The organism is Mycobacterium sp. NGS66, assembly GCF_059812225.1.
The window spans coordinates 80,915-104,483 of sequence record NZ_JCALCG010000001.1; the positions used below are offsets into that span (position 1 = coordinate 80,915).

At 62.7% G+C, this 23,569-nt stretch carries 15 protein-coding genes; 10 read left to right on the forward strand and 5 right to left on the reverse strand.

Annotation, left to right across the window (positions count from 1 at the left end):
• Window positions 1-47 precede the first annotated feature (47 nt).
• The gene (locus AC5Y2L_RS00405) at window positions 48-1,199 is read left to right on the forward strand and encodes an FIST signal transduction protein (RefSeq protein ID WP_499938447.1); all 1,152 of its coding nucleotides are present in this window, start codon (window positions 48-50) and stop codon (window positions 1,197-1,199) included.
• A gap of 168 nt (window positions 1,200-1,367) precedes the next feature.
• The gene (locus AC5Y2L_RS00410; RefSeq protein ID WP_499938448.1) at window positions 1,368-2,444 is read left to right on the forward strand and encodes an HNH endonuclease; all 1,077 of its coding nucleotides are present in this window, start codon (window positions 1,368-1,370) and stop codon (window positions 2,442-2,444) included.
• A 114-nt stretch (window positions 2,445-2,558) separates the two neighbouring features.
• Here AC5Y2L_RS00410 and AC5Y2L_RS00415 read toward each other — a convergent pair whose 3' ends face one another.
• Window positions 2,559-3,356, reverse strand: coding sequence for a hypothetical protein (locus AC5Y2L_RS00415; RefSeq protein WP_499938450.1), 798 nt, complete (start codon window positions 3,354-3,356; stop codon window positions 2,559-2,561).
• A 192-nt stretch (window positions 3,357-3,548) separates the two neighbouring features.
• Here AC5Y2L_RS00415 and AC5Y2L_RS00420 point away from each other — a divergent pair, with 192 nt between their 5' ends.
• The 8 genes from AC5Y2L_RS00420 (at window position 3,549) to AC5Y2L_RS00455 (ending at window position 20,284) form a co-directional block, all read left to right on the forward strand.
• Window positions 3,549-3,854, forward strand: coding sequence for a hypothetical protein (locus tag AC5Y2L_RS00420; RefSeq protein ID WP_499938451.1), 306 nt, complete (start codon window positions 3,549-3,551; stop codon window positions 3,852-3,854).
• 100 nt (window positions 3,855-3,954) lie between these two features.
• Complete coding sequence (locus AC5Y2L_RS00425; protein ID WP_499938453.1) at window positions 3,955-4,482, forward strand: hypothetical protein; 528 nt, start codon at window positions 3,955-3,957, stop codon at window positions 4,480-4,482.
• Window positions 4,483-4,636: 154 nt separating this feature from the next.
• Window positions 4,637-4,930: a hypothetical protein gene (locus AC5Y2L_RS00430; protein ID WP_499938455.1), complete on the forward strand. Its 294-nt coding sequence runs from the start codon at window positions 4,637-4,639 to the stop codon at window positions 4,928-4,930.
• Window positions 4,927-5,283: a hypothetical protein gene (locus AC5Y2L_RS00435; RefSeq protein WP_499938457.1), complete on the forward strand. Its 357-nt coding sequence runs from the start codon at window positions 4,927-4,929 to the stop codon at window positions 5,281-5,283. Before AC5Y2L_RS00430 ends, AC5Y2L_RS00435 begins: the two co-directional genes overlap by 4 nt.
• Window positions 5,284-5,930: 647 nt before the next feature.
• Complete coding sequence (locus tag AC5Y2L_RS00440) at window positions 5,931-7,250, forward strand: hypothetical protein (protein ID WP_499938459.1); 1,320 nt, start codon at window positions 5,931-5,933, stop codon at window positions 7,248-7,250.
• Window positions 7,251-7,401: 151 nt separating this feature from the next.
• The gene (locus AC5Y2L_RS00445; RefSeq protein WP_499938461.1) at window positions 7,402-12,633 is read left to right on the forward strand and encodes a RecQ family ATP-dependent DNA helicase; all 5,232 of its coding nucleotides are present in this window, start codon (window positions 7,402-7,404) and stop codon (window positions 12,631-12,633) included.
• Between the two features lie 514 nt (window positions 12,634-13,147).
• Complete coding sequence (locus AC5Y2L_RS00450; RefSeq protein WP_499943398.1) at window positions 13,148-19,078, forward strand: DEAD/DEAH box helicase; 5,931 nt, start codon at window positions 13,148-13,150, stop codon at window positions 19,076-19,078.
• Window positions 19,079-20,284, forward strand: coding sequence for an endonuclease/exonuclease/phosphatase family protein (locus tag AC5Y2L_RS00455; protein ID WP_499938463.1), 1,206 nt, complete (start codon window positions 19,079-19,081; stop codon window positions 20,282-20,284).
• A gap of 99 nt (window positions 20,285-20,383) precedes the next feature.
• On the opposite strand, the gene AC5Y2L_RS00460 is transcribed toward AC5Y2L_RS00455, so the two are convergent.
• The 4 genes from AC5Y2L_RS00460 to AC5Y2L_RS00475 all read right to left on the reverse strand — a co-directional run bounded on the left by AC5Y2L_RS00460 (window position 20,384) and on the right by AC5Y2L_RS00475 (window position 23,569).
• Window positions 20,384-20,626, reverse strand: coding sequence for a DUF5615 family PIN-like protein (locus AC5Y2L_RS00460; RefSeq protein ID WP_499938465.1), 243 nt, complete (start codon window positions 20,624-20,626; stop codon window positions 20,384-20,386).
• 465 nt (window positions 20,627-21,091) lie between these two features.
• Window positions 21,092-21,526 (reverse strand): type II toxin-antitoxin system VapC family toxin, encoded by a 435-nt coding sequence (locus tag AC5Y2L_RS00465; protein ID WP_499938467.1) that lies wholly within the window; start codon window positions 21,524-21,526, stop codon window positions 21,092-21,094.
• The gene (locus AC5Y2L_RS00470) at window positions 21,523-21,819 is read right to left on the reverse strand and encodes a FitA-like ribbon-helix-helix domain-containing protein (protein ID WP_499938469.1); all 297 of its coding nucleotides are present in this window, start codon (window positions 21,817-21,819) and stop codon (window positions 21,523-21,525) included. Before AC5Y2L_RS00470 ends, AC5Y2L_RS00465 begins: the two co-directional genes overlap by 4 nt.
• Window positions 21,820-22,024: 205 nt before the next feature.
• Complete coding sequence (locus AC5Y2L_RS00475; RefSeq protein WP_499938470.1) at window positions 22,025-23,569, reverse strand: MCE family protein; 1,545 nt, start codon at window positions 23,567-23,569, stop codon at window positions 22,025-22,027.

Genomic DNA, 23,569 nt, shown 5'->3' on the forward strand with positions numbered 1-23,569 from the left:
AGAACTGCTACCCGACGGGAGCGTCCTGCGCGGCGCATCATGGAAGGGTGCGGATCGGAGTAGGCGTATCTACCGCGGCGGATGCCCGGCGGGCGGCCGTGGAGGCCGCGGAACATGCGCGCGAGGAGCTCGCGGGTGAGGCGCCGTCGCTGGCCGTGTTAGTCGGATCGCGAGCGCACACCGACGCCGCCGCCGACGTCCTGGACGCGGTGCAGGAGACGGTCGAGCCGCCCGCGCTGATCGGTTGTGTCGCCCAGGGTGTCGTCGCCGGTCGCCACGAAATAGAGGACGAGCCCGCGGTAGCCGTGTGGCTGGCGTCCGGCCTGGCCGCCGAAACTTTCCAGTTGGACTTCGTGCGTACCGAGACGGGTGGCCTGCTCACCGGTTACCGCTTTGACCGGACCGCGCAGGATCTGCACCTGCTGCTGCCGGACCCATACACCTTCCCGTCGAGCCTGCTCATCGAGCATCTCAACGCCGACCTGCCCGGGACCACCGTCGTGGGCGGTGTGGTCAGCGGCGGGCGTGGACCGGGAAACACCCGGCTGTTCCGTGACGGGGATCTGCTCACCTCCGGCCTCGTCGGCGTGCGTCTGCCCGGCACGCACGGCGTCCCGATCGTGTCGCAGGGCTGCCGGCCGATCGGCGATCCATACATCGTCACCGGAGCGGACGACGCGGTGATCACCGAGTTGGGCGGCCGGCCGCCGCTGCATCGCCTGCGTGAGATCGTCGCGGGGCTGGGGCGCGAAGAACAGGAGCTGGTCAGCCGCGGGCTGCACGTCGGGATCGTCGTCGACGAGCACCTGGCGGCTCCGGGCCAAGGCGACTTCCTGATCCGCGGGCTGCTGGGCGCCGACCCGTCGACCGGGGCGATCGAGATCGGCGAAGTTGTCGAGGTGGGCGCGACGCTGCAGTTCCAGGTCCGTGACGCGATAGGCGCCGATCATGATCTGCGCGTGGCCATCGAGCGGGCGGGAGCCGAGCTGGGCGGTCCGCCGGCGGGCGCGTTGTTGTTCACCTGCAACGGGCGTGGACGACGAATGTTCGGGGTCGCCGACCACGACGCGTCGACGATCGAGGACCTGCTCGGCGGTATTCCGCTGGCCGGTTTCTTCGCCGCCGGTGAGATCGGTCCGATCGCAGGCCGCAACGCGTTACATGGGTTTACCGCGTCGATGGCGCTATTCACGGAGTGAGGTGGCTTGGCTGGTCCCATCTGTCACAGCCGTAACTGCCGACGAAGCACTTGTCGAAAAGCCCGGCTCTGAGCGACTTTTCAGCTGAAGGCTTGACCAGGCAGTCCCGTTTGTCGCGATAATGCGATGGTGCGCTTTTGTTCCCGACGCTGATATCGAGGACGCACCGTGGATAGTGATGTGCCCGACCCGCTTCTGCTTGGGCAACGCGTGGTGGCGATCCTTGAGACAGGCCTGCGCACAGCCACATACAAGCTCGCCACATTGATGGCGTTGGTCGACCATTGCATCGAAAACGTGCCCGCACGGCCCGGCGACGTACTTCGGGTTCCAATTCCTGACCTCGCGCATCGGGTACTGGCAATCTACTGGCCGCAGGTGCGCCCGTTCGACGGTCGCGAATTGCGCCAATCCACCGGTACGCGTGCGCGGATACTTGCCGCCACCAATGCACTGCGAGAAGGAGCCCGACTCAAGGGCAGTGGTGCATCAGTGGACGTCGCGAGGCTGCGAGCACCCGTCGCATACGCACGGGCCATCGACGAGATCACGCTGTGCCTGGCGCAACAACCGTTGTATCGGCTGCAGAAACTGCCGGGCGCGGGGACCAGCGATCCTTTCCTCTATGACGACTCATTCCTGCACGACCGCGTCTCGCGGACAACACTACGTGCGCACGGCGAAGTAATTGAACTCAAATGCGGTGTGGCACATGGCCTAGCACGTCTGGCCGGGTTGCTCAAGCCTGCGCTTGAAATCATGTGGATCGACGACGTCCGTCGCATGAATAGATTTCTCTATGACAAGGTCCCCGACGTCGCGGGCCATCTGTTTGGCCGTGAGCGCATCGATTTAGCCGCTGTCCGCGAGCCGTTCAAAGAGGCGTACGGCCCACACTGCTACTACTGCGGGACGAACCTGCCCACGAACAATCCGATCGATCATGTGCTGCCGTGGTCTCTGGTGGGCATCGACGGCTTGGCCAATTTGGTGCTGGCGTGCGCCCGCTGCAACGCCGACAAAAGCGGCGCGCTACCAGCGGTGTCAATCGTGGATCAGGTGCTGGCGCGCGATCGAAAGGTGTTGGAGCAGATAGCGTCTGAGATTCAATGGCCGACACAACACGAGCGCGTCGTAGCTGCAGCGCTCGGGATCTACCGCGTACAGCCGCCAGGCGTGCCGACTTGGTCGGGCTATAAGCGGACTGAACGGCTGGATATAGCATTTCCGCTCTCATGGTCGTGAGCCCCTGTGGATCAGTCATGCCGTCCATCGCCGGCCGAGTATGCCACGGCAACCGCGGTCGCAGCGGGCGAATTGCGTCTTCACCTATGAAACCCCCAGCGCATCCGTCTCCCGTCACTCACAGGATTCGACAGCCCGGTCATAGCGGCCGTTCAATAGCGCGGAGACTGAATTTGGCTGCCACAGGCGGCCTTTCGGAGTACGTTGTCCCGCCGAGTTGAGAACGCGGGCAGTGGCCACTTGTGTGACGCCGCAGCCATGCACCAGCCAGCGAACGTAGCGCTTCAGCACCGGCTGGCGGTGCGCCCATGCCGCCGTCGGCGCCGGAAGCGTCCGCGGCGAACCGAATTCTCTGGGAGCAGCATCCGTACCGCCAGCGAATGGTGCTCGTCGAGCTGCGGGCCCGACTGGCGCGGCGGCGCTGCTGGCAACAAGGGCCAATTCGATTTCGCGGCTGAGGCTTTCGGTGCCCGCGAGCGCGAGAGCCGCGTGGTCGAGCTCGTCGACGGCCTGGACTTCGCGCCGCAACGCGAAATCGATCTCACTGAACCCGCCGCTGGTGGGGCATGGCTCGAGGTCGCGACCGAAGAGAAAGGTGAGGCCGTGGCGTTGCAGCACCAGACTCAATCGTCGCCAGTGTTGCTCACGTCCGAAATCTGGGCCCGGGAAAGGGACCCAGATGTGCATGCGCCCCGTGATCGCGCGGGCCAGGGCGAAGACCACGGCGTCGACTTCGGTCAGCTCGTCATGGGATATCGGCTCGCCCGGTGCAAACGAGAAGGCTTCGACGATGGCGCATCCTCGGTGCGCTGCGTATTCGGTCAAGTCGTCGCGGTGCCCCACCACGGTGTCGTGGTCACCAAGCAGAATGATCTGAGATTCCGGCGGCGAAGAGGCTGAGAAATGCGCCATTGATACCTCCCGATGTCTGAGTCTCCGCCTTGGTTGGCGCTCGTACCGGCACCCTTCGGTGTCGATCGCTTCGTCACCCGTTGGCGTCTCACGAAGCTGACTCAAAAGTAACGCCGACCACCGACAAGTTTGTGACCCCAGACGGCCGCACGCCGCCATGTGCACTCGGCCTGCATATGGGACGATTTGGCGATGGACCAGCACGTTCCAAGGGAACGAATTGGCGATCAGCCACCAGCGCAGCCCGGCTTAGTGTTTTTCCTCAAGATGATCGCGCCGTCGCGACGCGACAAGCTCCTCCTCGGCGTCTCTGCCCTACTCGAGGTGGCCGGAATAGTCCTGCTGACCATCGCGGCGTATGTGCTGCACCTGCACCCGATTCCGCTGTCGCTCTCGGGGATCGCGACCGCGTTAATAGCCGTCGGGTCTAGCATCTTCGCTTGCCTGGTGATCGCGGAAGTTCGCCGCCAAAATCGACGCCGTCTGCCGCCAGGCTAAGGCCGGTTGATACGCGAAACCGGCAAAGGGTCTCGATGGTGTACCGGCGCTCCTTGATGTGCTTGACCCCACCTGTGCCACTTTCGATCGGAGGTTGACGATGACCGACCTTGCCTCATTCGAGCGGCAGCTCATACGGTCGGTCAGCCAGAAGGTTCACAACCGACTTCGAAGGGCCCGCGAGGCGCAGCTCGGGCCCGAAGCGTTCGGCGACGCGGAGCAGATCGCGGACGCGATGGTGGCGGCACTCCCGTTGGGCCACGCCTTCGACGAGATTTCCGGGCCGTTCTACGACACTTCCGGCCTTGCCCGATGGCTGGGGATCTCCCGTCAGGCTCTGCACCAGAGGGTGGCACGGCATGCGATACTGGCATGCTCTCTCGAGGACGGCGGCGTTGTCTATCCGACATGGCAGTTCCTCGACAGCGGCGCAACGATCCCGTCCCTGGCGGAAGTCCTTACCGCACTGGCAAAGGGTACCGACGACCCATGGATAATCGCCCTGTGGATGCGGGCGCCGAATGAAGACCTCGACGGCAATCGTCCGAATGAATGGCTAAGAAACGGCCATGACCCGCAACGGGTTGTTGCGATGGCACGTCAGGTCGCGGCGAGCTGGTCCACGTGAGCAAATCACGACAGCGCCATGCCTGCGCGCTTGATGGCAACGACGAAGTGCATCTGCCAGACTTCTTGCCTACCATCCTCACCGCTGGCGCCAAGTTGCTACGGCTAATTCCGGACAAAGCCGCGTACGGAGAGTGGTGGTTAGAATCTCAACGATGAATCAGGCGATCACCGAGCCACCGCACCCGCCGCCCGCAACAGAGGCGCAGGTACGGGCCCATGCCGCCGAATTGTCCGCATTGGCGGCGCAGCATGGGATCACTGGGCTGGCGTTCGCGTCACCGGGGAAGTTACTCGGTCGAGTCGACGAGGACCATGACCTCTTCGACATGTTCGAGTTTCAAAGGGCCGCAACTGATCTTGTTGGTGGGGAAATCGTCATCTTCTCTGCGGGTGCGCTTGGAAACGAAAACGTCAGCCCCGACCTTGAACACGCGTCGCCTCTGTGAACGCCGATCATCGGCCGGATTTACACGCGTTACTCGAACTGGACGCGCTCTTGTCGGAGATTGTTTCGCTGCGCGAGAAGGGCGATCCTGTACAGTACGCCGCCGACGCTCACTATCGGTGGGTGCTGCATCGCCTGTGGATTGCCGTCGGCAACGAAGTGCTCGCTTATGCGATGGCCACCGGGAGGTCCGTAAGGGATAACCGACTGTGGGCGAATCTGTACGACCTGCGTAACCACCTCGCCCATTCAAGGCTGCCGGACATCGACGAAGGACTCGTCCAGCGGTTCACGTGGGCCCGAACCGACTCGCTTCGTTCGGCGGTGCAAGAGGTCATACGACACCAGCGATGAAGCGGTCACGCGCGCACGCGATGCGCTGAGCCCCGGGCGTCGCCGGCGCTCCGTGGAGCTTGTTTCGCGGCGCGTGTATTGGAGCCATATGTTGCCGACGCACCACGTCCACCCCTTGTCGAACCGCCTATGTAGGCCATCGACGAACACCGTCTCACCCGCAATTTCATGGCTCCCGCGGATGACGCCGGGATTTTCCAATCAAAATTTGAACAACGCGCCAATATGTCGGCCAGCGCCAGTATCGTCCCTCCGTGTCGGTACCGGTTTCTGCACGGGAGGTGTCATGGACGCGTTCGGTGTCCTTGACAAAGTCCTGATTGACAAGCTGCGGTGCGTCGGCGCCAGCGCGACCCTCGCGGGGTCCAGAACCGAGATTGAGCAGCGAAAACAGGTTGCCCAGCTATCACTCGCATTTTGTTGTCGAGATCCTCGCCACCTACATCGTCGGAGAGACCCGTGGCGCGTCGGCGGGCAGCCGCGACCGGCAACTACTCCTCGACGTGCAGCGGGGTCACGTTGATGTACGGCGTCAGTCGGTGCACCCCTCCCCCTTTTTTCGATGGCGAACGCAGCGCGTTTACTGCGGCGGAGTCCAACGTCGAACCGCGGCAGCATATAAGCGCGTGCCGTGGACGGAGAGAATGGTGAAAACATATCGATTGTGGACTCCGGCCTGGTGTGACTACGAGCTCACGACTAAGAAAGAATACTTGCCAGCTATTCGTAGCCTATTCGCGCCAGACTGGCCTGATAACAGTCAGGCATTGACGCTTGAAGTTGAGTTAATTCCTGAACCATATGGTTCGCGAGGCGCGTGGGACATCTCCGTTCGAGCGCAAGGCCGAACGCTTGGACGCATCGGAGAAGCCGATGCGCCCACATGGGCGGGTGTGATCCGCAGAATTGTGGCGTCGGGATTTATTCCGACAACCACAAGCCGGATTTGGGCGAACGAATACGACGGCTGGGACGGAATTGAGTTCAACGCATATGTGCGAATAGCGCTGGGCGATCCGAGCGATGCTCTCCCAATAAATCAACCGCCTCAGGTGCCATACACCATGCTGCCGCGATCGTCGATTGTGCAGGTGACCAAAGAGGAAGAGTACTTCGATACGCTGGCGAAGTTCGTGCCCAGGAGCGGACACGGCACCGTATTCGTCACTCTGCACGAACATGCGTCGACAGGTCGTGCCAAACCATATGTGGAAGTACGTATTGACGATGAGCCGATCGGCCGACTCACCCCACAAATGAGCCAGCGGTTCCTACCGATGGTCAGGCACTTGCGGGATCGCGGGCTAATCACTGCGTGCTGGGGCGACATCAACGGTTCTACGGTTGCAGCCGAGGTCCGCATCGACGGAGTCAAGGCTAATGAGGCGACGCAGGAATTGTTAGAAGGCCCACCAGTGACGATCCCTCCGCTCGTGCCGGAGTTGTCGGATCCCTTGGGCTATGACCTAACGGCGATGCGTTCAGTCCTCGAATCACCCCCGCTGGTGCGTCCCGCGTTACCGCAAACACCGGCGGAGCCGCCCGACGGATCGCTTGTGCGGTTCAACAAAGGCGGCGGTCGCTATCACTACGTTGCCGTGCGTCGCGGCGACCGGTGGGAGACCACCGCGACGGCCGACTGGGGCTCGATCAACGAGATCATGATCTGGAAAGATCTGACGTCACGGGTACGCAAGTTCGAGATCGCGACCGCCTGGGCGCCAGTGGATGTGCGTTGGGATTCACGCGTCAACGAAAAATTGGCGGTGGTGCGATTCACGATCGGCGGCCTATACCTGGCAGCGATCAATATCTCTGACGACGGCAACCACGGCGGCGATTGGTATACCACGATCACCGATGACGCGGAGCCGTGTCTGCCGTTCGGTGACCACGCCGACTGGTCGAGTATCTGCCGCTATGGACAACACATTCAGGTGGTAACGGCATGGGCACCACTCACTTGACACTGGTGACCGTCGGTTCGATACCTCTGCCGCTTGCTGCCCTGGCAGGGGGTGGGCCTAAACAGTCGCGACGGCGTTTTGGTGGGAACGGGCTGGCATCCAACCCTTCCCCCATGATGTGCGCGCCGGTGCAAGCAGCATTTGGACGCTAGTGAGTACGTCGCCAAAACCGCTGCCTCCGGCCATCGAGGCTGCCTATCAAATCCTTGCGGAGCACGGGCCACTGTCCGCCGCCGATCTGAAAGAGTCACTGCGGTCGCGAGGTTTCGCCAAGTCGACCGAGAGCCTCGCCCAGCTGCCCGATCGCTTTCCTCACCGCTTCGACCTGACCGCCGATGGTCTGCTCTCGGTCGCGTCCGCCGCCGCCGAAAATGTCACCGGCTTAGAACACCAGGACGAAACAGGCGATTGGTATCGGCCTACAGATGTCCGTCGAGCCCCGGTCGATCGCGTTGCGGTACTCGATATCGAGACCACCGGGCTCGACCCGGCTAAGGACTACATCTGTGAACTTGCCCTTGTTCGGTTGGACGGGGTGGTGCTTGCCAACGTCATGGTGCAATTGCCGGACGGCGTGACCCGACCCAACGACAGCCTCAGCGCTGAATTTCCCCTCGGCGACGCACTGCGACTGCTAGATGCCCACCTGGCAGAAACCGACATCGTAATCGGCCACAACCTGCTCGCCTTCGACAAACCGTTTCTCGACAAGGCCGCCAGGCGCGCCGGTGTCGAGCCCCCGCGCTTCCCGGCTTGCGCCGACAGCCTATATCTCGCAACACTTTTCGATGTCGAGATGCCCAACCGTACGCTGGCGGATCTGACAGAGCGATTTCAAATCGTCCACCAGGAACCCCACCGTGCCCTCACGGATGCGACCGCCACAGCCGCGGTGGTTCGTGCCATGTTGGACACAGTCGACGTGAACGACTCCAGCTGGCAACTCGCTATCGGCGTCCTTGAGACGTTCGATCATCCACTCGTGTCGTTGCTTCCAGAACTCGCCGCAAAACCCGAACTATCGACGTTGACCCGGCAGGCTGATCCGTTGCTGGTCCCAACGGGTTCGCCCGCTGCCGACGCGTGGTCGGCCACCCGCGACGCCTTCGCAGTGCTGCAGACCCGGCTTGGGCTCCGCCCTCGCACCGCGCAGCACGAGATGGCGCATGCCGTGGCCGAGGTGTTCGATCGCGGGGGGCGCCTCGCCGTCGAGGCTCCGACCGGGACAGGCAAATCGCTGGCCTACCTGTTACCGGCGATTGGACGCGCGTCACGAAAAGGTCAACCGGTGGTCATTGCGACCGCAACCAAGGCGCTGCAGACCCAGTTGCGCGGTGAGGCAACACGTCTGCAAGAGGAAGGGCTACTGGCCGCACCGTTCCGGCAGATCCAAGGTGTCGGCAATTACGTCTGCACCCGCGAGCTCGAAGACGCACTGTCCGACCGCGAATCCTCCGCGCTTGCCCTGGCGATAGCGTTGCGCGCCGTCGCCGCATCGCCAACCGGGACGTGGGACGACGTCACCGACGACGTCATCCGTCATCGGGACACCCGGTATGCGCGCACCAGGGCACGGCTGCGAACCAACGCCGCCGGCTGCGACCGGACGAAATGCAGCTGGGCACATGTCTGCCCGCTGATGCAGCAGCTCGACGGGATCGACAAGACACCCGGCGTCGTCTCCGTGAACCACGCCCTCATCGCCAGCTGGGTGCAAGCCGCGCAGGTCCCGGGCGATGTTCTGTCCGACTCCCGCGCAGACCTCGTATTCGACGAGGCGCACGGCCTCGAGGACAGTTTGACGGCCGCGTGGACCCAACGAGTCGACGCCCTCGAACTCGAGATACTCGTCAACAGCCTGTCTCCTCGTTCGAAGCTGATGCGCGGCCTCCGATCTCGCGCGGGCGAGGACGCGTCCTTCATTGAAGCCAGCCAAGCGATCGCAACGAGCAGTACCCAAGTGCGTTCGTCGGGTACGGAACTTGCTCAAGCGATCGCGACCTACCTTCACGAGTACGCCGGCAAGTCAGACGCTGTGGTCCTCCGCACGGGCGTCGTCAATAGCCGACCCGAATTCCGGGTTCTGCGCCAAGCTGCCACCGGCGTGCGTTATTGGCTGATCCAGCTCGCGAAAGGGGTTGCAGCGCTGCGGCAATCGCTGGTCGGTGTCAATGGCACAGGATCGGCGCAGCGGCGGTTGCACGGCTACTCTGACCGACTCGACACTGCGATCACTTTGCTCGACACCATGCGTGAACTGCCCGACAGCCACCTGTGGGTATACCGGCTCGCGGCCGAAGAGGACGATCCCGCGGCCTGGACCTACGAGCGCATCCCCATCCACGTCTTCCCCGACTTTCAGCAGATGGTGGTCGACCGGACGCACTCGACCGTCCTTTGCTCGGCGACCCTGACAGTGCAACAGCACTTCGACTACATTGCATCGCGGCTGGGCATCACCATCGCTCCTGAGCCAGACGAGGGTGGCTTCCGAGCCCTACGTCTGCGGTCGCCATTCAATTACTCGAAGCAAGCTTTGGTGATCTTGACCAACCATCTTCCGGTTCCCATCCCGGTGAACGAGCGCGAATTCTGCGAAGAGATAGCCGCGGACCAAACCGGGTTTCTGTCGCTCTCGGGCGGCAAAACTCTCACCCTGTTCGCGGCACGAAGCCGGATGGAGGCCGTCGCCGCCGGTGTGCGGACCAGGGCCGCTGAACTGGCCCAACGGGGCGTGGAGTTGCTGGTCCAAGGCGAGCTGGGACGTTCGCAAATCCAGCGTCGGTTCCGCGAAGAGCATGGCACCGCACTGTACGGTTTGCGTTCGTACTGGGAGGGTTTCGACGCACCTGGTGAGACCCTGTCGTACCTGTTCATCGAGAAGCCGCCCTATCCCCATCCCGACGATCCGCTGATTTCCGCGCGGCAACGTGCTATCGCCGAGCAGGGGCGTGACCCATTTATGGAATACGTGCTCCCGATGACGGCCATGCAGTTCACGCAGGGCTTTGGACGGCTGGTGCGCTCCGAAATCGATCGCGGTGCTGTGCTGGTGTGCGATCGACGGCTGCACTCCCCGACGCAGGCTCAGCGGGTCATCCTCGACTCACTGCCAGAACCCGGGATCCATGAAGCTGTGGATCGTGACGACGCGTGGACCCGGGCGATCGAGTTCGTCACCGGCTCGCCGCCCGACTTGTCCACCGCCATCACCTTCGGACGCGACGACGTGTCCCAACTGCTGGAAAGCCTGCGCTTGGTGCCCGGCGACGATCCGACGGCCAAACTTGTCGAGGCGGCCGAAAAGTTGTTCGGGATAACCGAACTGCATCCCAAGCAGCTCGAGGCGATGCGCGCGTTCGTCGACGGCAAGGATTTCCTCGCTGTGCTTCCCACGGGCTTCGGCAAGTCGGTGTGCTTCCAGCTGCCCGCATTGCTCGCACACGAAGCGCGGGCTACCGTTGTCGTCTCACCTCTGGTCGCACTCATCAAGGATCAAGTCAACGATCTGCGCGGACGACGAGGTATCCGACCGGTCCAGGGCATCACCGGTACCACGTCACGGGTGGTTCAGACCGAAATCCTTCGTGACACCGCCGACGGAAAAGTAAGGCTGCTCTACGTCTCGCCGGAACGGCTCGCACGCGATCCTTTCCTGCGCGGGGCACTGGGCCGCCAGCAGCTAAACCGCGTCGTGGTCGACGAGGCTCACTGTATTTCAGTGTGGGGACATGACTTTCGGCCGGAGTTCCGACAGGTTCCGGCATCGGTTGCCACGTTCGCTAGCCGGCCACCGCGGGCCGGTTTGACGGCCACCGCCACTCGTGAAGTCTCGACGGACATCACGGCCTCGATGCAAATGCACGAGCCGACCATCGTGCGAGAACCAAGTGACCGGCCCAACCTACGGTTCCGGGTCATCGAGTGCGCCACCGACAAAGAGCGCGTCCGCGAACTCCTGCGCTTCGTGACCTGGTCGGACAAACAACCGGGCATCGTGTATGTGACCCGTCGGGCGCTGGCCGAAGAAATCGCCTCTTTATTACGACGCGCAGGCCATGCGGCGCGCCCCTACCACGCCGGAATGGTCCCCGAGCAGCGCGACGCGGTCCAAGAGGACTTCGATTCGGACACCACCCGGATCATCGTTGCCACAAAGGCATTCGGCATGGGAATCAATAAGCCGAACATCGGGTGGGTCGTCCACTACGACTTGCCCGACTCGCTCGACGGCTATGCCCAAGAGGCAGGCCGGGCCGCACGACAACGGGATCTCACCGGCGAATGCGTGCTGCTGTATACCAAAGGTGATCTCGCCCGGCGTCGCCGGCTCATCGAGGCCCACGACGCGAAGGCGGATGCGGCGCTGGCGCAACGCCTGCTCGACAAGCTCTGGGAGTGCCCAGAGCGCGGCAACAGCAGGGTATTCGAGGCCGACGAGATGGCCGAGCAGCTTGAGATCGACGATGACCAACTGAATGTTCAACTGGCCCAACTCGAAAGAGTTGGCGTGCTGCAACAAGGTCTGGATTGTTCGGCGCGGGGAACCGTCGGGGTCGGCCGTAATGAACCCCAGCAGGAGCAGGAACGACGCCTGTTCCGCGAACTCTTCTACAAATACAACCGCGCCCGCCCGCATGTCCGGATGCAGCTCGATTTCCAGCAACTCAAAGAGGAACACGGCTACGACCCCGACGAGCTGGAGCAGCGACTCATCGAGTGGTCCCTGGACCGCCTCGTCACCTTCTCAAGCTCTCGGCGGCTCCGCCGCGTTCAGCTGTTCAAGCGGGTCGCTCCCGCCGACGCCCTTGCCACAGAGGTGACGCGCTGGAAGTGGTGGCAGCGGCGTCGCCTCCAAGCCATGATCGACTATGCCACCAAGGACTCCGACTGTCGCCGGGTCATTGTCGGTAAGCATTTCGGTGACGACGTCACCAACTGCACGGGCCGTGACATTGTGGCATGCGATACCTGCAGTGGCGAGGCGGCACCGTGGTCTTCCCTGCCCGATCACCTGGTCGCCGATCCCGAACTGCTGGTCAACGCCGAGCTCACGGTATTGCAAGCGGTCGCATGGGCATCGGCGTTTCGCCGCGGATCCTATGGCGAAGCCAGCTTGCGCGCCGCAGTCCTCGGCAAGGAATCACTCGGCGAAGGACGACCACTCGGCCAGGGTGTGCTCAGTTGCCCGCAATTCGGCGCACTACGACATGTCCGCGGCGGCGAAAAACGCTGGGACGAAGCGCTCTCAAAGGTCATAGAGAAGGGGCTCGTCAACCGCCGCACCGTCCAACGTGAGGGTTCGCGTACCGCCTACCAAACGCTCGTCCTGACTCCCGTCGGCGCCCAAACACTCGGAATACCAGTGAAACAAGATGATTGAGAAGCGAATCACGCAGCAGCTGCTCGAAACCGGTGTGCTCGTGCTCACCGCGCGCGAACGTGCCGATCTGGCCCTGCCCGAACACAGCACGACGATAGACATCGAGCTCGAAGGTGAGACGTTCGGCGCACAGTGGAGCGGACGTAGCCGCCAGCTCGGCGGCGACCTGCTCACTGAGCGACTTCAGGACTACGGCCAAATAGGTGGGCTGTTGCACTTTCGTCAGGTGGGCCAAAGCTACCGGCTGCTCCTGCTGCCCCCCGGCTCAGAGATCCAGATCCGACGGATCGATCGCCCGAAGGCTCCGCTAAAGCCGCCGAAGGGACCAAAAGCCGCTCGGCGTCGAGCCACCGTGGACCGGCAATTCCACTCGGACGACAAGTACGACTGGGGATCTGGACCGACTCGCACCATGGGGTTCTTGACCGAAGCCCGCGAACTGCTGAGTGAGCAGCTCAAGGCAGCAGGATTCGACCCGCTGGAACTCGTCGAGTTGCGGCTTCAGGGCGAAGAATTGGCGACGCTCGACGATTTCGAGGAGTTGCTCGCCGTGGACGTCGCCAATGTCGATCGCATGCCGCACCAAGAGGCCGTCGCGCGTCACGCGCTGTCCCGACTGCGTGGGCGAGCCGTCTTGGCCGACGAGGTCGGTCTCGGCAAGACCATCGAGGCCGGCCTCGCCGTGAAGGAGTTGACGCTGCGCGGTCTGGCCAGGCGAGTGCTGGTCTTGTGCCCCGCCCCGCTTCGCGACCAGTGGCGCGAGGAAATGAACCAGAAATTCGACCTTCCATTTGAGGTGGCCTACCGCGGGCCGGACATCGGCCAACAAGACAAGCTCATCCTGAGTCTGACGTTGGGTCGATCCTCAATTGACAAACTCACCAAAAAGCCTTGGGACATCGTCATTGTCGACGAGGCGCACCGCGCGGCCGGCCGGGGCGCGCGAAAGACGCGCGAACTGATCACAAGTTTGACGACTGCCTGCCGTTACGCATTTTTCCTGACGGCCACACCCGTTCAGAACGACCTACTGGAGCTGTACCGCCTGGTCGAACTGCTGCGACCGGGAACCTTCACATCTGTCAGGGCGTTCCAACGCGAATTCATGAGAGGCTATGACCCACGAACACCGAGCGATCCCGCCGCGTTGCGCCGCCTCATCAGCAGCGCCATGATTCGCACCACACGTGCGCAGGCCGGCGTGGATCGCGTCGTCCGGCGAGCGGTAGACGTGCCGATTGACCTAGGCGCGCGGGAACGTGAACTCTACGCTTTGAGTACCGATCTGCTTCGCAATGTCATGCGCAGCCCGAGTGACACCATGCGACGGCGCAGTCTCGCTCTGCGTCTGACCGCGAGCCCGTTTTCGATGGGAACGACGGCGCTCCGCATGGCTGAGCGACATCCCGACGACCGCGTCCGCGCGGTGCTGGGTGAAGTCGGTCATTACGCCATGGACATTTCGGGTTCGGCCCGCGAGAACAAGGCTCTAGAGATCACCCACAAGTGGATACGGGAACACGGACGAGTGCTCGTCTTCACTCAACACACCGACACCGCCACCGGGCTGTTGCGGCGCATGGAGATTGAGGGCCTGAACGCCCGCGCGTTCCATGGATCGATGTCGGCGAGCGAACGTGCAGCCACCATCGCCGCTTTCAGGTCCGGTGAAGCGCCGGTCATGGTTTCGACCGACGCCGGCGCCGAAGGGCAGAACCTGCAGTTCTGTAACTGCGTTCTCAACTACGACCTGCCGTGGAACCCGATGCGCATCGAGCAACGCATCGGACGTGTCGACCGGCTCACGCAACCGCGTGATGAGGTGTTTATCGCCAACCTCTACGCACGCGGAACGATCGACGAAAACGTCTACCGGCTGCTCGCCGAGAAGCTGAAGATGTTCGAGCTCTTGTTCGGACAAGTTACGACGATTTTGGGCGAGCTCGACGAATCGAAATCCGCGTCATTCGAAACACGCGTCCTTGATGCACTTTTCGCAGAGACAGACTCCAAGATGGAGCGGCTCCTCGCTCAGCTGGGCTCCGAACTCGCTGATGCCCGTGAGCGTGCAGGCACGCTGATAGCGGCTGACAGTGGGCTCAGCAGCTGGATGGCGGAAGCCTTCGAGCACCGCAAGGAACTCACCAAGGCGGGCAGTGCGGAACTCGCGCCCGAGGTTGCCGAACGTGCGCGACGACGCCAGCGGCGCGTACAGACCTGGGTCAGAAACGTTCTGAAAGCGCTTGGCGCACAGGTGCTTCACGACACCGGCGAGGGCGAGGGCGCCTTCCTGACCGTGCAGTTCGACGAGGAGTTCGAGGAAGAACTCGGGGGCCGGACGCTCATGCATCTCGCATTTGATCGACACGGCCTGGAACACCATCCCGATGCCGAACTCTGCGCGGTGGGCTCGCCGGTATTCGATGAGCTTCTCGGACTGCTGCGGATGCGGGGTGACATGTACGCTTCCGTCCCGGTGATCCCGGACGATCCCGGCCCGAGTCCTTTGCGGCATGCGCCGACCACCAGGCTCATTCGTCGCCGGCTCATTCCGTCGGGTACGTGGAGTGGACACGCCACGTTTCGCGCGACGGTCGGTGAAGCGGAGACGACCGAACATATCATCACCGCGGACATCAACGGAGACAACGATATCCGGCTGCCTCGCCGTCCGCTGAATGACGGCGAGACCCTGCCGGCCGCTTTCGACATGCCATCCGAGATCGTGGCTACATTCGAGCGTGAGGCGGCGAGCCAGCTAGAGGCGCTCAGACGCAAGCGAGCCGAACAGGTGGAGCAGGAGCAGCGCCGTGAACTCGACCGTATACGAAGCGGCTACCGCGCGCAGATCGCCGAAGCCCCGCCCGAAGAGAAAGACCGCTTGCGGCGAGCGCTGGATTCCGAAGAACGTCGACTCGGGCGACGACCCGACGTTCGTGCACGGGCCAAAATCCTTGCACTCACACTCGATGAGGACGACTGGATAGTCGAAGAAACGTGGGCCGCGGAAGGCGGCGTCGAAGCAACGTTGACGTATGAGTGGGGCCTGTCCGAACCGCCAGAGGTGGAAAGCGATGCATCAGGGCAGCCCATCAGGGTTCTGGCGCTGTGCTCCAACGCTCACTGGGTTGACGACTCCGAGGCCACCCGTTGCGGCTCTTGTGGTTTCGACTTGTGCGCCGCGTGTGGCGATGACGCGGTATTCGGGGATTGCCCGGTCTGCGCGGTATCGAGCTGCGGCGCATGTCGCAAGGAGACGGGCGGGCTGTGCCTTGGATGCGCATCCCCCAAGCGGGCGCCAGAATGCGATACGCAGTTCGCTGTTGCATGGCGGCTCGGCCGGGGAGCGATGCTCCTCGTCGGCGAACGGGTGGCCGAGCTGACGCGGCCGGGCCGCTCCGTCCCGTCCCTGGTGGTTCCGGATGAGGACGTTGCCGATAGATGCCGGATTCGTCTGCGATCGTACGCTATTCAGAATGGCCTGCCAGCCGACAGCGGGTTGGCACTGCGCGATCTCAGCAGTCGTCCGCAGTCGTCGGATCCGACTCGACTTCATCTACGGGGTTCCGGAACAGTCGAGGTCGAGCTTTCGGTCGCCGCTGGCGCCGGTTCTTCAATCGATGCTTCGGCGTTAGCTGATCTACCGGAATATCAGGCGACTGCCGTCGACGGTGAGGGTGACATTCACCTCGGGTCGCTTCTGGCGAAGCTCCGCCGTGAGGTACCGCCTCCCACTCCGCCTGCCGTCGTCGCTACTCGTCGTGGCAGGTTCAGGGACCTTTACCTCGAAGCAGACCGCCTTGTGGAGCAGGTATCTGTGATCTCCGACGATTTCACACCGGAGTTGGTCGACGAGCGTGCAGCGGGTTTGCATTGGCGAGAACCATCCCTCGGCAACGCCGCGCTCGCCGAGGCCGAGCTCGCAGAGTTGCGGGTTGTTCTCGAACGCAGGAACGATGCCATTTTGATCAGCGCGCATGCCGATGGACGCTCTGACGAAACCGGGCAGTGGATCGCGCTCCCCGATAGGGTCTCGGCGGACGATCAATTTGGCTGGTTCGACATTCTGCAATCGCTCGGCACGCCCGGAGGCCGTGTGGGCCGACGGGCTCATGAAGCGACGGAGATAGTTGACACCTTGCCGCCTCCGTCGGAGTGTCAGCTTTCCAGTCGCCAGATCAAGCCCGTCGCCGAAATCGTTGAAGTCGACGAAGGCATCAAACTAGTACCTGCTGACCATGAGTCATTGATCGCGCTTGGGACGCCGCCGTACGCCGCGCCGGGGCGAATCCCCGATGTCATACCCGCCGAGCTGAGCCGCGCCTTGCTCGAGCGGACGAATGGCTCGTTCACGAACTTCGTCCGTAACGGGTTCGAGGTGATTGACACATGGCAAGGGCACGGCACCGCGACGCACCGATATCGAACGTTCGATGGGAAACTCATTGCGCCGAAGCTCGACGGGCTTGAGATCCGCGAGACCGACTTCGGCGTCTGTCGGGACGGCCACTTCTACCGGGCCGGCACTGCTGCATTATGCGCGTCCTGCAGCACCTGGTCATGCATGGCATGCGACGAGATCGACCACCGGTCTTCAATCGCGTGCCCCAGCTGTTCGGCATCGGTATGCCGACGCTGCCTATCCCAGCAGCACGTTGCCTCAGGCGCGCAATGCGTAATATGCAGTGACACAACATGTTCCGAGTGCGGCCGTGATCCCGAGGTGCAGGCCTGCCCCGTCTGCGATCGTGATGTCTGTTCGTCGTGTCGAATGGGCGAAATGTGCCCGGCATGCAGCCAGCTGGCACCGGCAGCAGATGAAGAGCTGAGAAGTTTGCCTGCGGAACTTGCGGCCGCAGGTGCTGCAGTTCTTACCGGCTCTGACGACAATGCGACGATAGTCGTCCTGAACCGCGGCGACGCAATCGAGCAAGCCGTCGTCCGCGAGGGTGCGGTCGAGCGGTGGGTTGCATTCGGGCGAAGCACGATCGACGATGCATACCGGCTGCGGCTGTCTGCCAGCCGGATGCTCGGCGCACAAGTCGTTCCCACAATCGAATGGCTCGACGCCGAACCTCGGATCGACATGCCGCACGTGGTTATGCATCTGGAACGGAACTTCTACCCGGCCTGGTCTGTCGATCAGCTCGGCGTATCAGGCCAAAGCAAAACGTCGTTCACCAACACTGACGGTGACCTCGCGCGCCTAGTGGCTGACGAATTTCCTCGCGTCACGCAACTGCCGGCCGCTGGGATCGACCCGCCGAACGCGGTGGAGCACCTGATCGCTTCGATGCCGCAACCCGATACCGTCGATCTGGTACTGCGCTGGCATCGCGTGCGTCACGATGTTGCAGTCGCTGAATGCGGGCTTCTCGCAAGAACACTCGACGGAACGTCGCTGCACCAAACGGTATCCAGCTGGGAAGAGACTTCCACGATACCGACCTGGGTGGCTGAAACCTGGGCACCGGTGCCGACAGTACGCAGGCATGCCGCATCAGGTTCAGTAGAGGCGGTCATCGTAGGAATGGCCTCACTCCTCGCTCTCGGTGTACGAGTCGGCGGACGCCCGGAATGGTACGCCATATCGGCTTCACGTCAGGCGCCCGCCGCGACGATGTTGGCCCGGTGGTTGGGACTTGGCGACGCCGACGAGGTTAGCGCTTTTACCGACCCCAGGAAGATTGTCCTGTCCTCGGTTTCAAACGCCAGGGAACTTTCGCGCAAGGTGCGGCCGATGGGGTCGATCAAGCCGGTTGCACGGCAAGAGCATCCACGCACGGCGTTGGACGCCGTCGCTGCATGGCTGCCGAGAGCGCGGGTGTTCACGCCCGAGCTTGGCATGCTGCCCAACAACTTCCGCATGCTGCTTGCGGAGCACCTGAAGACGGCGCAATCTCGAACCTCGGTAATAATCGGTGCCCACGTCGAACAAATAGTTGCGGTGGAGGGAGGTCGCGCCTGGCGGTACGAGGCGACGCTCGTGCCGGGCGAGACCGATGCCCGGCGATTGGATACCGTCACCAGGCTTCCGCGAGATGACGGGGTCATTGACCGGGAAGGACACTTCGGACGCGAAGGGCTGCGGTGCAACTACTGCGGCGACAGGTTATGCCCGGTTTGTACTGACGGCATGGTTTCGTGCGACTGCTGCGCAATTCCCATCTGTAAGAGATGCGTTCGTGAGCCGCAAGCAAATCTGTGGCTCTGCCTTGCATGTGCCGCGATGCGCCGCCCAACACGGAGCGAGGCTCGCCAGCATGGGCGCCTGCTGTCGACGCGAGGGATGCTTATCGGGATCGATCCTTTGCACACTGTCGTCGTGGAGCACGAGAAGCATCGGTGGTTGCGACGGGACGCCGCTGGCGCCCAGTACCCGGTTGCGAGTCCCGCCGTCACGGGATTCCTGGCAGAGCGCTTGGCGCTTGACGGAGAGCAATAGTTGGGTGGTGAAGCAGTGCGCGTTCTCAACTGGAACATCGGGCATGGCGGTGGGTCGCGAATCCTGGCGATTTGCGGTCACATCGAGGATGTCAATCCAGACTTGCTGGCGCTCACTGAGTTTCGCAATCGGAATGAACCAGCTCTACGCACCGAATTGAAACGGCTTGGATACCCGTTTATCGCGACGTCAAATCCGGTGGGCAAACAGAATGGCCTGCTTATCGCCAGCAGGTGGCGGCTTGAGCATGATGCCACACAGTACACACCCGATATCGATCGGGAACGATGGCTTACCGTTCGCCTCAACGAGGTGGACCTGGACCTTCTCGTTGTACACATCCCGGGTACCCCCGACAACAAGTTCGATGATGGTTACGGAATATCCGGTGCCAAACGCAAGCAATTGCTTTGGGAGCACATAGGCGAGTATGCCGAGCACCATAAGGACCGTCCGGCAATCATCATGGGCGACTTCAACACTGGGTTCCGCATTGATGCCGAGGGCGCAATGTTCGTGATGTCGCAGTACATGACCAACCTCTTGAGCCTCGGGTTTGTCGACGCGTGGCGGCACCTTCACAGTGACGTTCGCGATTACACCTGGTATTCGAGACGTAGAGACAAGGCAACGGGAAAATCTGAAGATCTCAACGGGTTTCGCCTGGACTACATCTTTGTCTCTCCGGCGCTGCGGCACGCGATCGCCGACGTCGCGATCCTGCACGAACCGCGAAGGACCGGAGCGTCAGACCACGCGAGCGTCGTCGCAAACATTGATATACCAATTGGTACCGACGAGTTCCGTGGGAACTGGATCCGCGAAACCGAGGGCCCGGCGGACTGGCCGGTGCACACCGAAAACGCCGCCGATGGGAACCTTCGTGCACGCCTTGATCTCCCGGCCGGGAGCCTCCCGGATATGACGTGCGGCCGTAACGGCCAAAACTTCGTGCAGCACTTCCGTCCCACACACATCACAGCCGAGTGGGCCGACAATGTTCTCAAGGAAGTCCGGATCTGGGGACCGCAATTGCTGAAGGACGGCTCTCTTGGCAAGCGTTTACTCGACCATGTCTGGACGCGACCTGTTGCCGCCGGCGGAGTCAACTACGACGAGTTGCCATCTTTGGTCGCCGCACAACTCCGCGCATACGTCACTGCCGATGGTCTGGCTCCCGCTGATCAGCGTTCCGTTGGCGAGTGAATCGTCAGGAACTTTGCCCCCAGCTCGACAAAGTCAGCCTCACCGAGTGCGCTCGTGGCAGCACCAAGGTGAATCTCAAATGGCTTCAATAGGGCGTCGTTACTGATGTTCCCCGTAGACGATGAATAGCTTCCTGGGCGAACCTTTGAGTAGATGCCCGTCACGGAAGTCTCGATCCTTCGTAATCACCACTCGGTCTTGTGCGTCTGCTATCTCGACAACCCGAGCGTCCGTTGAAGCGTTTCCATCCGGCAGGTCGCTGGTGTGGACGGTATCGTGGCCCGCGCGGTTCAGTAAGACGACCAGCCGCACGGGCAGCTGTGCGTCGACGAGAAATTTCACTCCGCGCCGAGCGGAACGACTCGATGCCCACCCGCGGTTAGTGCACCGAATTCCAATGCAGCGAGGAGATCTTCTCGCTCAAGATCCACTCCCATGCAGCCGCCGTCCTCGGTCTGATCGAGGCCCAAGACCTAGTGGACGGTTATGTCGCTTCCGGCGAGCTAGGCAAAATCGTCGCCCGTCACACACTCATCCAGGACGCCAGCGGTAGCTACACTTTGCGTTCTACCGCAATGGATTTGGCGAGCATAAGCACGCTGGCCGAGCATGCACCGACGCTCGCCGCACTCGATCTCGCTGAATCTCTCGACATCAGGGAGCGCCAGGCCGGCCTGAGTTTCCTAGATAATCGATTGGACCGGCTCAATGCATGGACGGCGCACCATCGAGGTCGTCGCACCGTCAGGCGGCTGGCAAAAGCCATGGCAGAAGCCGATACTCCGGAGCCACCACCGTCATGGCAGATCAGATCGCAACGAACCCGAGCTCTTGGGAAACCTTCCGCTGTGCCTCGTCACGTGAGGCGAACGCCTGCACCTCATCCGCCTCCAACAGTGGCGGGACTACCAGCGCGGCGACTGCCAAATGCCAAGCATCCATCGCGCGCAACGCATGCCGACGAACGAGTTGCAGGGCGTCGCGCTCAACCTGATCTTGAGGAGCCCCGAGTACGATCACAGGCCCCGCAAGGTCCGCGTCGAGCAGTGCGAGCAAACCCTTTTCATCACCGCGGCCAGCGCGTGCGGCGCGAACTAGTGCACCCGAGACTTCGATCCTTGTCCACGTCCCGGTGACGGTGGCAATTTCGGGATCGGCGAGCAGTTCCGTTGCCTGCTCGTGCCCATCCTCATCGATAAGATAAGCACGCGCCAAGACAGAGGAGTCGAGATATGCGATCACTGCCGCTCGCGCTCTTCTGAGAGCAAGCGATCAATTTGTGAGCCGAGGCCGCGAGTCGACTCGATAATTCGCCTCCGGCGAGCGGCGCTCGTCGGCCGAGCGTTCACTGTCCGCAGCGTCCCTGCCGCGGCTGCTGCGGCGCGTAGCTGCGCACGCCGCTCGCCACTGTCGGCATCGGCGGCCGCGTCGAGAATCTCAGTAGCGACGGCGTTGAGGCTCCGTCCCTCGCGCGCGGCACGCGCAACCAAGCGTCGATGGACCTCTTCCGGCACCCGGAGCAGCACTTGCTTCATGCCAATGATGCTATCACGTTAGGACCAGTGATATCACTTGCTCTACATGCGCACATGCGTCGTCCCCGAGATTATTGGGTAATCCCAGCGGCTACCACAACCAATTTGTCGCTCTGAGCCGGGCAAAAGACAACCGACCGCTTTCCTCCGGTTACTCCTGTGACTGATGTGACCACCGGCCAACCCGGCCCGCCAAACGCCAAACTCACCCCGCCGGCGCCAGCATCTGCTTCCACCCGTCGTCGCCGACGTGCCCAGAGTTTTCGACGGAATACACCACACCGTCCGGCCCGACGACCTTGCCGCTCTGCACGTCGTAAATCGAAGCGGGAAAAGGGGTGTAGACGCACGGATTCGGTTGCTGCCCATTGCATTGCACCGTTCCCGACCCGGGCCGCTGCAAAGGATCGCTGACCGGTGGCGGTGTCCCCGGCAGCCGGTCGGCCGGCAGCGGGTTGAAGCCGTTGTTGACCGACGGTGCCGGGATCACCAGACCCGGCTTCACCGGCTGGTCACACCGCGCGGCCGGCGCGGGGCAGGTCAGGATCTGGTTGGGGTCTCCGTACCAGGGGTTGGTGCCCATCGGCACATACGGCTCGTTGCTGCGGCATTCCTTCGGGCTGGCCGCCCGCTTGCCGGGCACATCCACGCAGGGGTAATTGCGGGCTCCACGAACCACATTCGTCGAGTCCATCGGGATCTTGCAGTAGGTCCCCTTGGGCAGCGGCGCGGTGCTGGTGTCGGCCGGTGCCCGCCACTCCGATGCCGGCAGAAAGCCCGTCATGCACGGCGGCGGCTGGTTCAGAGCCAGCGCCCCAACGCCCAGTGCGGCCTGCCCCGGAAACTGCGAGGTTACCGACTGGGCGATCGCGCCGGACTGCGGCAAGAACACCAACGCCTGCTCGACGCCGTTGTGGTAGCGCTTGAGCATGTCAATCACGATCTCCAGGTTGGCCAGCGTCTGCGGCAGCGAGTCCCGCACATCGCTGAACGTGGCATTGACCTGTTGGGCAGTCGGCGCCGCGTTGGCCAGAATGCTGCTCAGCGCAGGATCCTGCGCGGCGGTCTGCGCGGCGAGCATGCTGAGATTCCTGGCCCAGCGCGCAATGTCGTCACCGGAATTGACCTGACTGTCGATGATGGGTGCCGAACGCGCGATGATGTCGTCGATGTCGTCGATGCTGCCGCGGAAGTCGTGGGCGATTGCCTGGGTTGCGTCGACCAGGCGACGAAGGGATGGCCCCAATCCGCCCACGGCTTGCGATGTTTCGTGAAGCAGTGCCGCCACCTTGTCTTTGGGCAACACGTCCAACCCGTGGTTGGCGGCGTCCAGTGCCGGACCGATCTGACTGGGGACCGTGCTCCGGGTGATCGTCTGCTTGTCGGCGAAGTAGGGCCCGGCGGTGCGGCTGGACACCAAATCGATGTACTGCTCGCCGACCGCCGAGACCGAGTGCACATTCGCCGACGCGTCGGTGGGGATCTGAAAACCGTTGTCAATGCTCATCGTTGCGCGTGCCCCACGCGCGGTGGGTGCGACGGCAGTGACCTTGCCTATCGTGACGCCTCGATAGGTGACGTTGGCGGTGCGATACAGTCCGCCCGATTGCGGAAGCTCGGCGTAGAGCGTGTACCGGCCGATGCCTACCAGGCTGGGTATCCGCAGGTAGTACACGCATAGCACCAGCACCGCGGTCAGCGCCAACACCGTCAGCAACACCAGCTGCGTTTTTATGAGCCGAGTCAACAT